At 36.2% G+C, this 13253-nt stretch carries 13 protein-coding genes and 1 pseudogene; 8 read left to right on the top strand and 6 right to left on the bottom strand.

All coding sequences use genetic code 11. The features are described from left to right. Positions 1 to 158 precede the first annotated feature (158 nt). The 4 genes from BN990_RS15030 (at position 159) to BN990_RS15015 (ending at position 3800) form a co-directional block, all read left to right on the top strand. The gene (locus BN990_RS15030) at positions 159 to 428 is read left to right on the top strand and encodes a hypothetical protein (RefSeq protein WP_038245713.1); all 270 of its coding nucleotides are present in this window, start codon (positions 159 to 161) and stop codon (positions 426 to 428) included. 230 nt (positions 429 to 658) lie between these two features. Further along, positions 659 to 1606: a nucleoside hydrolase gene (locus BN990_RS15025; RefSeq protein WP_021292031.1), complete on the top strand. Its 948-nt coding sequence runs from the start codon at positions 659 to 661 to the stop codon at positions 1604 to 1606. Positions 1607 to 1611: 5 nt separating this feature from the next. Then, positions 1612 to 2559 carry a nucleoside hydrolase gene (locus BN990_RS15020; protein WP_021292032.1) on the top strand — a complete coding sequence of 316 codons (948 nt, stop codon included), beginning with the start codon at positions 1612 to 1614 and terminating at the stop codon, positions 2557 to 2559. 29 nt (positions 2560 to 2588) lie between these two features. Then, entirely contained in the window at positions 2589 to 3800 is a 1212-nt protein-coding gene (locus tag BN990_RS15015; protein WP_038245712.1) for a NupC/NupG family nucleoside CNT transporter, read from the top strand. A 41-nt stretch (positions 3801 to 3841) separates the two neighbouring features. Here BN990_RS15015 and BN990_RS22400 read toward each other — a convergent pair whose 3' ends face one another. Continuing rightward, complete coding sequence (locus BN990_RS22400; protein WP_021292034.1) at positions 3842 to 4219, bottom strand: hypothetical protein; 378 nt, start codon at positions 4217 to 4219, stop codon at positions 3842 to 3844. A gap of 215 nt (positions 4220 to 4434) precedes the next feature. Here BN990_RS22400 and htpG point away from each other — a divergent pair, with 215 nt between their 5' ends. Beyond that, positions 4435 to 6318 (top strand): molecular chaperone HtpG, encoded by a 1884-nt coding sequence (htpG, locus tag BN990_RS15005; protein WP_038245711.1) that lies wholly within the window; start codon positions 4435 to 4437, stop codon positions 6316 to 6318. A 140-nt stretch (positions 6319 to 6458) separates the two neighbouring features. Then, the gene (locus BN990_RS15000; RefSeq protein WP_038245710.1) at positions 6459 to 7388 is read left to right on the top strand and encodes an MBL fold metallo-hydrolase; all 930 of its coding nucleotides are present in this window, start codon (positions 6459 to 6461) and stop codon (positions 7386 to 7388) included. Between the two features lie 47 nt (positions 7389 to 7435). Here BN990_RS15000 and BN990_RS22640 read toward each other — a convergent pair whose 3' ends face one another. The 4 genes from BN990_RS22640 to BN990_RS14985 form a co-directional block, all read right to left on the bottom strand. Further along, on the bottom strand, positions 7436 to 7591 hold the full coding sequence (locus tag BN990_RS22640; RefSeq protein ID WP_158295244.1) for a hypothetical protein: 156 nt from the start codon (positions 7589 to 7591) through the stop codon (positions 7436 to 7438). A 278-nt stretch (positions 7592 to 7869) separates the two neighbouring features. Beyond that, positions 7870 to 8862, bottom strand: a complete 993-nt coding sequence (locus BN990_RS14995; protein ID WP_021292038.1) for an ABC transporter substrate-binding protein — start codon at positions 8860 to 8862, stop codon at positions 7870 to 7872. A gap of 15 nt (positions 8863 to 8877) precedes the next feature. Then, positions 8878 to 9639: an ABC transporter permease gene (locus BN990_RS14990; RefSeq protein ID WP_021292039.1), complete on the bottom strand. Its 762-nt coding sequence runs from the start codon at positions 9637 to 9639 to the stop codon at positions 8878 to 8880. Further along, entirely contained in the window at positions 9617 to 10414 is a 798-nt protein-coding gene (locus BN990_RS14985; protein ID WP_021292040.1) for an ABC transporter ATP-binding protein, read from the bottom strand. The genes BN990_RS14990 and BN990_RS14985 overlap by 23 nt, the downstream gene beginning before the upstream one ends. A 257-nt stretch (positions 10415 to 10671) precedes the next feature. On the opposite strand from BN990_RS14985, the gene thpD reads away from it, so the two are divergent. After that, on the top strand, positions 10672 to 11574 hold the full coding sequence (thpD, locus tag BN990_RS14980; RefSeq protein ID WP_038245709.1) for an ectoine hydroxylase: 903 nt from the start codon (positions 10672 to 10674) through the stop codon (positions 11572 to 11574). A gap of 127 nt (positions 11575 to 11701) precedes the next feature. Next, positions 11702 to 11854 (top strand): annotated as a pseudogene (locus BN990_RS22635) (winged helix-turn-helix transcriptional regulator); the annotation flags it as partial. 165 nt (positions 11855 to 12019) lie between these two features. Here BN990_RS22635 and BN990_RS14975 read toward each other — a convergent pair. Next, positions 12020 to 13114 (bottom strand): branched-chain amino acid aminotransferase, encoded by a 1095-nt coding sequence (locus tag BN990_RS14975; protein WP_021292042.1) that lies wholly within the window; start codon positions 13112 to 13114, stop codon positions 12020 to 12022. Positions 13115 to 13253 lie beyond the last annotated feature (139 nt).

Below are 13253 nucleotides of genomic sequence, written 5' to 3'. Positions count from 1 at the left end.
TAAGTTGTTTAAAACTTTTGTGAAATTATATGATCCACGATATATCTGTAAGGATTGCTTTAAATAGATGTAAAAATAATGCAGCTAATTGAAATACATAGTTTTAGAAAATAAAGGAAATATATAGGGAAACAGTATTTATGCTAGGAGGAATTTCGATGTCAGGGCAAAATCAACATCAGGAGATTGAAAAGTGTACCATTCAAGTAAAACAAGCATATCAAATGATTGAACAGGCAAAAACGAATGGGGATATGGATCAGTTGGAACAAGCTCAGCAGCAGTTACGTCAAGCCGAAGAGCATTTAAAGGCTGCGCAGGATCGGTTTGGAAATGAAGCGTTAGAAAATCCCCAATTTCAACAGACTCAAGAACATTTACATGATGCTCGCCAAGAAATAGAGCATTTTAGGCAGAATCATAAGTAAAAAGCTCTTTCAAGAGCTTTTTACTTTTTTGTTCGGTATATGTTAAAAAAATAATTTATGGTAGTTGTCTATGTTATATTGTTTGGATTTAATTTAAATAACAAGTTTTATTCGTTTGTTATCGCATTAAAAAACAGTAAAAAACGAACAAAAACTTGTATTAATGACTGGACTTTTTTATAATAGGAACGTTCACTAAAAAATCAAACCATTTTTGGGGAGGACTTTTTATGAAAAAGAAGGTTTATTTAAATCATGATGGTGGCGTCGATGATTTAATTTCATTATTTTTATTATTGCAAATGGAAGATATTGATTTATTAGGAGTGGGGGTCATTCCTGCAGATTGTTATTTAGAGCCGGCAATGTATGCGAGTCGAAAAATAATCGATCGTTTTGGGAATGGTGACAAAATTGAAGTTGCTGCATCTACCTCACGTGGGAAAAATCCATTTCCAAAGGATTGGCGAATGCATGCTTTTTTTGTCGATGCCTTACCAATCCTCAATGAAAACTTACCAATAAGTACAAAAGAAGCGGAACTTCCAGCACATAAGCATTTGGTTCAACAAATTCAGCAAAGTAATGAACCAGTAACACTTGTTTTTGTTGGACCTCTAACAGATCTAGCACGAGCGTTAGAGGAAGCACCTGAAATTGAAGAAAATATTGAAAAACTAGCATGGATGGGTGGTACCTTTCTTGATGTAGGGAATGTGGAGGAGCCTGAACATGATGGCTCAGCTGAATGGAATGCGTTTTGGGACCCAGAGGCTGTGCAAAAAGTGTGGGAAAGCAATATTGAAATAGATTTAATTGCATTGGAAAGCACGAATATGGTGCCACTTACAGTTGATGTAAGAAACCAATGGGCTGCAGAGCGAAAGGACATCGGAATCGATTTCTTAGGACAATGCTATGCAATGGTCCCACCTCTCGTACATTTCCAAACGAACTCTACGTATTTTCTTTGGGATGTGCTTACAACGGCTACCATTGGCAAAAGTGATCTAGTTAAGAAAAAACAAGTTAACTGTACAGTTCACCCTCAAGGTGCGAGTCAAGGCAAAACAGAGATTTCAGAAGAAGGGCGAGCAGTTAATTTGGTATATGAAGTAGATCGCGAACAATTCTTTGGTTATATTACAAGCTTATCAAGACAACATGAAAGGAGCTGATATACATGAGAAGGGTGATTATTGATACAGATACTGCTGGTGATGACACGATCGCATTACTTACTGCTCTACATCACTTTAAAGTAGAAGGAGTCACAATAACTGGAGGAAATGTAGAATTTCAACAAGAGGTAGAAAATGCATTATATACCATTCAAGTATTTCAACCTAATTATAAGGTACCGGTATATAAAGGCCATGAGCGCTCTATTTTGTCTGCTGGAAAAGATAGTCATCGCACCGTTGAGGATGTTCATGGCAAAGACGGGATGGGGGATTCGTTTTTTGAAAAAGCAAGTCAACGACCTGAAGCGGAGCATGCTGTTGATTTTATTGTTAGAACGGTAAAAGCCTCCCCTGGTGAAATTGAATTACTGGCAATTGCCCCATTGACCAATATTGCTATGGCAATAAAAAAGGATCCATCTATCGTAAAGGATATTCCGCACATCTATATTATGGGTGGAACTAATAATTCTTTAGGAAATATTACTGCTGCAGCAGAGTATAATTTTTGGGTTGATCCTGAAGCGGCAAGAATTGTTTTGCATGCTGGTATTCCCATCACGATGGTTGGCTGGGATATGTGTACGAAATATTCGGTGATGACTGATGAAGACCATCAAGAAATAGCATCTTTAGGAACTTCTAGATCTGATTTTTTTATGGATATTAATCAAGTTGTTATGCGCTTTAATCCATCCATTCATAAAATTAATGGAACTACACATCCAGATACTTTATTAGTTGCTGTTGCTGCACACGAAGAATTAATGGTGGAGGCAAGTAGTTACTACGTAGATATTGAAATAAAAGGAGAGCTAACGAGAGGATATTGCTTCGTTGATATGAATAACCGTTCTGGAAAAGCGCCAAATGTTCGTGTTTGCGAAGCAGTGGACAGGAGAGCGTTTAAAGATAAATTAATCGACGTATTATCATCTGGTTCGTAATTAGAAAACAACGAAGTGAGGTTTACATGATGGAAATTATTTGGGGAATTACTGGAATATTGGTGATATTAATCATTGCATTTCTATTATCAAAAAGCAAAAGAAATATTAATTATCGAACTGTATTTGGTGCACTGGTGCTGCAATTTTTATTTGGATTTATTGTTTTGAAATGGGAATTGGGTAGAAGTTTTTTTCGGAAAATCACTTCCATTGTTGAGCAGATAATCAATACTTCCAATGAAGGAATTAATTTTTTATTTGGCGGTGTGCTCGGATTAGAAGGTATTGGTACTGTATTTGCTTTCCAAGTGTTACCTGTTATTATATTCTTTTCTTCACTTATATCTGTTTTATTCTATATCGGTGTGATGCAAATTTTGACAAGAGCAATTGGTGGATTTTTGGCTTTTATGTTAAAAACAACAAAGCAAGAATCATTGTCAGCTGCTGCCAATATCTTTGTAGGCGTAACAGAAGCACCACTTGTTGTAAAACCATATTTAGAAAAAATGACAAAGTCGGAGTTGTTTGCAGTTATGACTGGGGGGACAGCTTCTGTGTCAGGGACGGTTCTTGTTGGATATTCCCTATTAGGTGTACCATTAGATTACTTGTTAGCCGCGGCATTTATGGCAGCACCTGCAGGATTACTTATTGCTAAAATACTTGTACCGGAAACAGAAACAACGGAAGAACAAGCGATTATCGCTGAGTCTGAAAAAGAGGCAAAAAATATCGTTGATGCAGCCTCTAATGGTGCATTAATCGGGCTCAAGCTTGCATTAAACATTGGGGCATTGCTGCTTGCGTTTATATCCCTAATAGCATTGGTTAACCTTGGTCTTGAATGGATCAGTGGCTGGTTTGGGTTTGAGGCTGTGACCATTGAACAGATTCTTGGCTATGCGATGGCACCATTAGCTTTTCTAATTGGTGTACCATGGGATGAAGCGATACAAGCAGGTTCCTTTATTGGTCAAAAATTCGTATTAAATGAATTTGTTGCGTTTAGCAATTTTGGAGCTGAAATTAACCATTTTTCAGATAAAACGGTTGCAGTTATAACGTTTGCTTTATGCGGCTTTGCTAACTTGGCTAGTATGGGTATGCTCATTGGAGGAATTGGTGGACTCGCTTCGTCTAGAAAAAACGATTTAGTTCGGTTTGCTTTTTTAGCTATTATTGGTGGTACATTAGCCAATTTATTAAGTGCAGCAATTGCAGGATTGCTTATTTAAAGGTGAATAAAGGGGCTGACTTTTAGGTCAGCCTCTTATTTTTAATCATAAAAAATCATATATGATTTTACATTTGTACTGTGAATTTTTTGCACGTAAAATTCAGCTTCGTTATTGGAACCATCTACAAATCCGCCGATATTTCTAAAAATCGCACATTCACCATGGGATAAATATCTTTCTCCTACAAAATCATCTCCTACAGGGTCATCTTCCCATAACTTGTACCAGCCGGAAGGACCTGCATCTAAGCAGTACTTAAAATCCCCGCCGGTGGATTCTGCAATACCAGTAGTATTAAAGAAGATAGAGTAACCAACATAATCCCATCCAGTTAGTTGTGATTTTGCTTGTACGGATGAGAGGGAAGCGAATAAAATTGTTGCAACTGTTAGTAACATAATAAATACCTGTTTCATAAACAACCTCCTAAAGTAATAAATTTTGAATATGAATTCTCTTTACTTTATTATGATGGGGAGGAAATGGTTTCGGACATCTATTACAGGTTCCTCTAATTTCCAGCCTATTTTATACTAAAGGGAGTTTTTACTTGTTGTATTGACAGAAAAAATAGTTTATGGTATTTAAACATATGATAGATCAAATTAGTAAGAATAAAGGAGAGATCGTCTTGGAAACAAAACAATTTAAAGCGGAATCTAAAAGATTGCTAGAGTTAATGGTAAATTCTATTTATTCTCAACGCGAAGTCTTTTTAAGAGAATTAATCTCTAATGCTAGTGATGCAATGGATAAGATGTATTACCGTAGTTTAACAGATGAGAACTTAGCTTTTAATCAAGCTGATTATTACATACAAATTATTCCTAATAAAGCGGATCGAACGTTGAAAGTCATTGATACTGGAATTGGTATGACGAAGGAAGAATTGGAAACAAATCTAGGTACAATTGCAAAAAGCGGATCATTTGCATTTAAGAAGGATACCGAAATCAAGGATGGACACGATATTATCGGACAATTCGGTGTAGGGTTTTATGCTGCGTTTATGGTAGCTGATAACGTCACAGTGAAGAGTAAAGCTTTGGATGAAGAACAAGCACATCAATGGGAATCAACAGGTACGGAAGGATATTCCATTTCTATTTGTGACAAAGAACAGATTGGTACAGAAATTACGTTAAAAATAAAAGAAAACACGGAAGATGAATCCTATGATGCTTATCTAGATGAAGTCCAATTAAAGGAAATTATTAAAAAATATTCCGATTTTATTCGTTATCCGATTAAAATGGATATCACAAAAAGCAAACCAACAGATGATGAAAGTGACGAATATGTAGACTATGTTGAGGAAGAAACCATTAATAGTATGGTTCCAATTTGGAAAAAAAATAAAAAGGAATTAACGGAAGCTGACTATGAGAATTTCTATCAAGAGAAACGATATGGTTTTGATAAACCATTAAAATCCCTTCATATCAATGTAGATGGAACTGTACGTTATAATGCTATTCTGTTTATTCCAGAAAATACGCCATTTGATTATTACTCCAAGGAATTCGAAAAAGGCGTAGAGTTATATTCGAATGGCGTGCTCATCATGAATAAATGTGGTGAATTGCTTCCGGATTACTTCAGTTTTGTCAAGGGGATGGTCGATTCAGAAGATCTATCTCTAAATATTTCAAGAGAAATGCTCCAGCATGATCGCCAATTAAAAGTCATTGCTAAAAATATTACAAAGAAAATAAAAAACCAGCTGCTTCATTTGCAAAGAGAGGAGCGAGAAAAATATGAAACATTTTATGACTCCTTTGGAAGGCAATTGAAAATCGGCGTTTATAGTGATTTTGGTGCAAATAAAGAAACACTTCAGGATTTATTAATGTTTTATTCTTCAACGGAAAAGAAACTGGTAACACTTGATGAATATGTAAAACGAATGCCTGAAGATCAAACATATATTTATTATGCCACGGGTGAATCGATTGATCGTATTGAAAAACTCCCACAGACTGAGATTGTAGCGGATAAAGGATATGAAATTTTATATTTCACAGAGGAAATTGATGAATTCGCAATTAAAATGTTAATGAATTATCAAGAAAAGGAATTTAAGTCCGTTTCCAGTGGCGATCTTGGTATAGATGAAGATTCGAATGAAGAAACGGATCAAGGGAAGCAAGAAGAAAATGAAGAACTATTTCATTTCATGAAAGAACATTTATCAGGAAAAGTAAAAGATGTTCGAGCTTCGAAGCGCTTGAAGTCTCATCCAGTTTGCTTGACTGCAGATGGAGATATATCATTAGAAATGGAAAAAGTACTAAATACAATGCCGAATAATCAGCAAGTAAAAGCGGATAAAATCCTAGAAATAAACGTTCATCATGAAATTTTTCAAAGCTTAAAAGCTACCCATGAAACAGATAAAGACAAGCTAGTCCTCTATACAAATCTATTATATAATCAGGCTTTACTAATTGAAGGTATGCCAGTAAATGATCCAGTAGAATTTACGAACGATATTTGCAAAGTAATGATTTCGTAATTCACTGATGATAAAAAAACATAGGGCTCTTCCCTTATAAAAGGGAAGAGCTGTTTTATTTATTATTTGACCTAAGTCAACTATAATAGAAGAACACAGTAAATTGTGAAATTACAGATTTATCAAAAGAGGGGAAGGCAATGTTTGTTACTGTAACAGAGGGAATACATAAATTAGTGGTGAAATTCCCAAAAGGGATGGGAGAGATTAATTCTTATTTAATAAAAGGAGCCCATGGGTATACAGTTATTGATACAGGAACAAATTCGAAAGAAGCAAAAGGAACATGGAATGATGTATTAGATAAGGGCATTCCGATAGAAAAAATTGTATTAACACATACACATCAGGATCATATTGGGCTTGCAAAATGGTTTCAACAAGTTCATGAGATTCCTGTCTATGTTTCCGATTATAGCTATCAGGAAATGAAATGTCGGAGAGAAACAAATACAAAGAAGAAATTAGCCTGTCTGGTAAGAAAACATGGGGTTTCTAATTTCCCGGAAAAAAGCGAAAATGAATCAGATATTTATAATTTTGAACCGAATGGAATATTCACGAAGGATGAAAACATTAAACTGGGTGATGAGAAATATGAAACAATATGGACTCCAGGTCATGCTTGGGATCATTTCTGTTTTTATCAGCGCAATAAACAGCTTATGATTATTGGAGACCATATATTAAAAGATGTTTCTCCTGTAATTGGTTTATGGACTGGGGAAGAAGCTAATCCCTTGAAGGAATATTTTAATTCCTTATTCTTATTAACGAACTACCCAACCACGATTGCCTTGCCTGGTCATGGTGATCCGATTTATCATTTGAGTGATCGCATTGAAGAATTAAGGAAGAGACATGTTACTCGTTTAAAGCAAGTATTTGCATCAGTAAAAGATGAAGCAAAAACCGCTCATCAAGTTTGCTATGAGATTTATGGTACAACAAACATTATTTTAATACTTAGTTCATTTATGGCTACGTTAACGAGGTTACTCTATTTGGAATCGATGGATAAAGTGAGAAGAGAAGAAGTGGATGGAAAAGTTACTTTTAAAGCTATTTAAAAGTGGTTCTGTCATTCGAGCTGCGTCCTCAGTTATTCCAGCCAGTTTCAGTTTGAATCGAGTTCATGCGTTAAGACGAGCTCTGTTCCCGATTGAAGGGTAGTAATATCAATCGTTACTCGTAACATTAAATACAAGTCTTCTTCGTCCATCCGTTTACACGTGCAGTCAACATACGTAGACTCTTGAAGAAAGCGAAGCATTGTTACGAAGCGATAGACAACCTATTAAATGTAAACAAATCATCCGAACGGGTTCGAGTGAAATCGTTCCAATGATTATAGGAATAAGATACTTTTATCTTCGTCTCTATCAAGGTGTGAAAAAGCAGTTATGCTTGAATGCAGAAAGTGGAGCGGTTGGCTAGGTAATTATATGTGAATAACTGAAAACGGGGAATCATCCTTGTGCTTATCTTATGAAAGAAATAATAAAGATCCCCTGGAAGTCCATGATAGGCTCTTTCCAGGGAGATGATTGGTTATTCTATGAAACTTTTGTCAACTAATCCTTTTAAGTCAGGTTTTTCTTTTAGAAATGCTAAATCATAGGAAGCATTAGAGAAATCCTGTAAGACATCCGCTTCTATATTGTAAGTGAAGTCAATTCGTTTCCAAGCATTATCAATGACTGATTTCGAGAGTTTTTGATCTGTTATCTCGTTAATTTTATCAATGGCTATTGTTTTAGCTTCCTCTGGGTTTTCTTGAATGAATTCAGTCGCTTTTTTATGTCCATCAACGATATGTTGAACAAGTTCAGGGTTATTCTTTGTTAAATCTTGCGAGGTAACAAAGACGGCAGCTGGAAGTGATTCTCCCCAGGCAACTTCAGATGTGTCAATCAGCACTTCTCCACTGCCTTCTGCTTCTATGACAGAAGCCCATGGCTCTGGGACAGTAGCGGCGTCAATTTTTCCGGAAGTAAACATACTATGGTAGGTTGCTGGTTTGCCTGTAACATGTTTCATTTCTCCATTGACTCGATCAGAGGTAAGGTTGTATTCTTCTTTCATTTGTGCTTCGAATTGGACATCATGCGTACATCCCACGCGAGGTGAAATAAATGTCTTACCAGCTAGGTCGTCGGGCGTTTCTATCCCAGCATTATTTCGAGCCATAATCACTGTTCCTCCGGTTGATCCAGCTGCGACAATATTAACTTTTGCACCGCTAACAAAATGATTCATAGCTGGACCAGGTCCAACTAAACCACCTTCAATTTCACCTGTTTCTAATGCAGTCATAAAGGCAGAACCATCAGGAAAATATTGATAATTTACTTTTGTTCCATCTGGTAATGTTTCCGCATATAAATTTTTTTCCTCGGCTACCATTCCAGCGACATGATTAATGTTTGGGAAGTAACCAATTGTTATCTCTTTTTGTTCACCATCCGTTTCATTATTTCCGCAAGCTGCTAACACGCTCGCAATTAATGAAAATAGGAAAATAAATTCTACGATTTTATTCATTCGTTATTCATCCTTTCACCTTAATAGTCCCCATCTCTTTCTTACTGTGTGTTCTAACTTTGAAAATACAAAATGATCCATAAATGCTCCGATTACTCCAATAATTATAATGATACCAATCACTTGATCCATTCTCGCGTAGTCTTGCGCGTAGCTTAGCGAATATCCTAGACCTGGACCATTACTTAACAATTCACCAGCCATTAATGCACGCCAGCTAAATGCCCAAGCAAGTCGTATACCTGTCATAAAGTAGGGGATGCCAGCAGGTATCTCTACTCGATAAAATAATTCCATTCCTTTTGTCCCCATCGTTCTAGCTGCTCGAATAAGCTGTGGTGATACGTTCTGAATTGCTGAACGAACATTAATCGCCATGACAAAGGTTCCTCCTAGTACCACAACGAAAATGACAGAAAACTCCGTAAATCCAAATAACATGATCGCAAGAGGAACCCATACAATACTTGGAATACTTTGAAGTGCAATTAAATACATTCCTGCTGTTTCATCCGCTTGTTTCGATTTACCAAGAATGACACCGACAATCGTTCCGATTACAATGGCTAATGACATCCCAGCTAAAAGATGTTTAAAGCTAGCTCCTAAAGCTTCTACAAACTCCCCACTTGCAAAGCCTTCATATAATGTAGTAGCAACAGTACTTGGGGAGGGGAATACAATTGCTTCAAAAATGTTTAAAGAATAAATCGTTTGCCATATACCTAAAACAACAACGAGAAAGATCATCCGCTTAACTGCTATGCTGAAATTCATCCGATAACTCTTCCTTTAACACTTTATTTATTTCTATTTTTAAAAGTTCCATAATGTGTTGCTCTAATTCAATAACATTACGATCTTCGCGTTCACGCGGTCTCTGTAGATCAATTGGAATATCTGAAATAATCCTTCCTGGACGAGTACCCATTACGATAATTCGGTCAGATAATTTAATTGCTTCTTGAATGCTATGTGTAACAAATAGAATGGTTTTCTGTGTTTCCTGCCATATATCCAATAATTTGTCTTGGAGAATATGGCGTGTTTGTTCATCAAGCGCTCCAAAAGGTTCATCCATCAGCAGCACTTTAGGATCCATTGCTAAAGCGCGAGCAATTGCAACACGTTGCTGCATTCCTCCCGATAGTTCATATATATAATGGTTTTTAAATTTGCTTAATTGCACCATTTTTAAAAAACGATCCGCATGATTGTCGGCATCTTGTTTAGACAATCTTTTTCTAAGTGGAAAGGTAACATTGCCTCTCACGTCAAGCCATGGGAAGAGAGAAGGTTGTTGGAACACCATTCCGCGGTCTGGACCTGGTTTGTTTATTTCCTTTCCCTGTAATGAAATAGAACCTTCTGTTGTATTTTCTAGTCCAGCAACTATAGATAATAATGTGGATTTTCCACAGCCAGATGGACCAAGAATGGAAACAAACTGATTTTCCGGAATTGTAATTCGAATATCGGAAAAGACTTCAAAAGAGGATTGCTTCTCTTGATCAATAAACGTTTTTCCGATGTTTTCCATTTGAAGAAACAATACAATGACCTCCTTAATCTGTTAATTCCTATAAAAAAACTTGGAATTGATTTGAATTGTTATTATTATACGCAACAGTAGGCAAAAACGTCAATGTTCTATGAAAGATTATAGAATAATTCTAAAAATTTTTATATTAGGAGTTTAATAGGTAATCTATACGGGTAGACGTCGTTAATGTAAGGAGGTTTTCCAACAATAGGGATAGGAGTTATACAAAGCTTACTGTGAAAATTCGAATAGGAGGAGTGCTAATCATGGAAGATCTTTATCCTTCAAGACAAAATAATCAACCGGAGATTTTGAAAAGGAAGGATCCTGTAATCTATACTGATCGATCCAAAGATAATCAAGCCCCTATTACAAAAGAACAGCTTGATTCCTATGAGAAAAATGGATTTCTGCAGATTAAAAACTTTTTCTCTGAAGACGAAGTGATAGATATGCAGAAAGCGATTTTTGAACTGCAGGATTCAAACAAAGATGTGGCTTCCGATAAAGTAATACGCGAACCGGAAAGCAATGACATCCGTTCTATTTTTCACGTTCATCAGGATGATAACTATTTCCAAGATGTGGCAAATGACAAACGCATTCTTGATATTGTTCGTCACCTTTTGGGAAGCGATGTGTATGTACATCAATCCCGAATTAATTATAAACCGGGATTTAAAGGAAAGGAGTTTGACTGGCATTCTGATTTCGAGACATGGCATGTAGAAGATGGAATGCCACGGATGCGAGCCATCAGTGTATCTATTGCTCTATCAGATAACTATTCGTTTAACGGACCTTTGATGCTTATACCAGGGTCCCATAACTATTTTGTGAGTTGTGTAGGTGAAACACCTGATAATAACTATAAAGAATCATTGAAGAAGCAGAAGCTGGGCGTACCTGATGAAGAAAGCCTTCGTGAACTAACAAGAATAGGCGGGGGTATCTCTGTTCCAACTGGTAAGGCAGGATCTGTTACATTGTTTGAAAGTAACACAATGCATGGTTCAACCAGCAATATTACACCATATCCACGTAATAATTTATTCATGGTGTATAATAGTGTTAAAAATCGTTTAGTGGAGCCGTTTTCTGGTGGTGAAAAGCGTCCGGAATATATAGCAGTACGAGAGAAACAACCAGTGTATAGTGCTGTAAACTAACATAGAATAAGAAAACCTTCTTCTTAACCACTTCTATCCCTAGATAGAAAAACTAGCTTCCAAGACAATCACTTGGAAGCTAGTTTTTTAATAATAAGATATTGTATATCGTGCAGTTTATTTATGGGGTTCGAAACGATTTGGTGAATTACAACGATTAATGCCAAATGTCACAAGGATGGTGCTGCCCCAATAGCTTAGAGAGCTAGAAGCTGATGGCATTATCTATCGGAGAGTTCCTTCAAAAGTAGAGTACGTGCTTACAGAATATGGAGAAACCTTCTGAGAAGTACTTGATATTATGTGTGCATGAGGAGAACAATGGATTCAACTAGAAATATTAAACAGGAAAAAATAACGTAATAAAAAAAGGAGGAAGTATTAAGCTGCTTCCTCCTTTTAATGTTACTAGTTATGCTTCTATTAAATGGAAATATAAATTCAATTACTGCTTTACTGCATTCGCTTCATTAACAATATCAATCCATCCGAAGGGGTCTTTTTCTTTGCCATATTGAATTCGAGTTAATGTGTTATATAAATCTCTTGATATTTTTCCGGTTTTTCCATCATTAATATATAAATCTTTATCCTCCCAGCTTAACTGCCCAATTGGAGAGATAACTGCAGCAGTTCCCGTACCAAACGCTTCTTCTAAACTGCCATCTAAATAAGCTTGATATAAAACTTCCATTGAAATTCTTTCTTCAATTACAGGAACATTCCAATGTTGCAGTAATTGAATTACAGAATTACGTGTAACACCTTCAAGAATGCTGCCATTAAGTGCAGGTGTATATACTTTACCGTTTATTTTAAAGAATACGTTCATGCTGCCAACTTCTTCAATATATTTTTTCTCTACACCATCAAGCCATAACACTTGAGTAAATCCTTTTTGAGAACAAAGTTCTTGTGCTTTTAGACTTGCAGCATAATTTCCACCCGTTTTTGCTTCACCCGTACCACCTTTAACCGTTCGAACATATTGATTTTCTACAGCGATTTTCACAGGATTAATCCCTTCTTTATAATAGGCCCCAACTGGTGATAGAATAACGATCAATCTATACTGATGTGATGGAGCAACTCCAATAAACGGTTCCGTAGATATAATGAATGGACGAATATAAAGGGAAGTTCCCTCAGCAGTTGGAATCCAATCTTTATCTAAATACACCAGCTGCTTAATAGCCTGCAATACAAACGCTTCATCGATCGGAGGGATACAAAGACGATCATTTGACCGGTTTAAACGTTGCATGTTTTTTTCAGGGCGGAACAACTGAATATTACCCTCTGGCGTGTAATACGCCTTTAATCCTTCAAAAACCGATTGACCATAATGAAATGTCATTGCAGAAGGATCAATTGAGAATGGTTGGTAAGGGATGATGCGTGCATCATGCCAACCTAATGGTACAGAATAATCCATTATAAACATATGGTCTGTAAATACTCTTCCAAACTCCAATTGATCTGTGTTTGGCTTTTCCTTTTTTGTTGCAGAACGATTAATTTCAATTGTCCATTCTTCCATGTCACTATCCCCTTGCTGTAAAAATTTTAATAACTATAATAGTCTATATTTCTAATAAAAGCAACCCTAAATATTCAGTTTTTTTAATTTAATTAAAATGTTGTATACTTTTAATTAACGTATGCAGGCAGAAGGAGAG

This window comes from Virgibacillus salexigens (assembly GCF_000723585.1).
GTDB lineage: Bacteria > Bacillota > Bacilli > Bacillales > Amphibacillaceae > Virgibacillus > Virgibacillus salexigens.
This window is presented reverse-complemented; position numbering and strand designations above follow the sequence as displayed.

Excerpts from the sequence above, each read along its gene's own strand:
- BN990_RS15030 (WP_038245713.1), top strand. The coding sequence starts at position 159 with ATGTCAGGGCAAAATCAACATCAGGAGATTGAAAAGTGTACCATTCAA.
- BN990_RS15025 (WP_021292031.1), top strand. The coding sequence starts at position 659 with ATGAAAAAGAAGGTTTATTTAAATCATGATGGTGGCGTCGATGATTTA.
- BN990_RS15020 (WP_021292032.1), top strand. The coding sequence starts at position 1,612 with ATGAGAAGGGTGATTATTGATACAGATACTGCTGGTGATGACACGATC.
- BN990_RS15015 (WP_038245712.1), top strand. The coding sequence starts at position 2,589 with ATGGAAATTATTTGGGGAATTACTGGAATATTGGTGATATTAATCATT.
- BN990_RS22400 (WP_021292034.1), bottom strand. The coding sequence starts at position 4,219 with ATGAAACAGGTATTTATTATGTTACTAACAGTTGCAACAATTTTATTC.
- BN990_RS15000 (WP_038245710.1), top strand. The coding sequence starts at position 6,459 with ATGTTTGTTACTGTAACAGAGGGAATACATAAATTAGTGGTGAAATTC.
- BN990_RS22640 (WP_158295244.1), bottom strand. The coding sequence starts at position 7,591 with ATGCTTCGCTTTCTTCAAGAGTCTACGTATGTTGACTGCACGTGTAAA.
- BN990_RS14995 (WP_021292038.1), bottom strand. The coding sequence starts at position 8,862 with ATGAATAAAATCGTAGAATTTATTTTCCTATTTTCATTAATTGCGAGC.
- BN990_RS14990 (WP_021292039.1), bottom strand. The coding sequence starts at position 9,639 with ATGAATTTCAGCATAGCAGTTAAGCGGATGATCTTTCTCGTTGTTGTT.
- thpD (WP_038245709.1), top strand. The coding sequence starts at position 10,672 with ATGGAAGATCTTTATCCTTCAAGACAAAATAATCAACCGGAGATTTTG.
- BN990_RS14975 (WP_021292042.1), bottom strand. The coding sequence starts at position 13,114 with ATGGAAGAATGGACAATTGAAATTAATCGTTCTGCAACAAAAAAGGAA.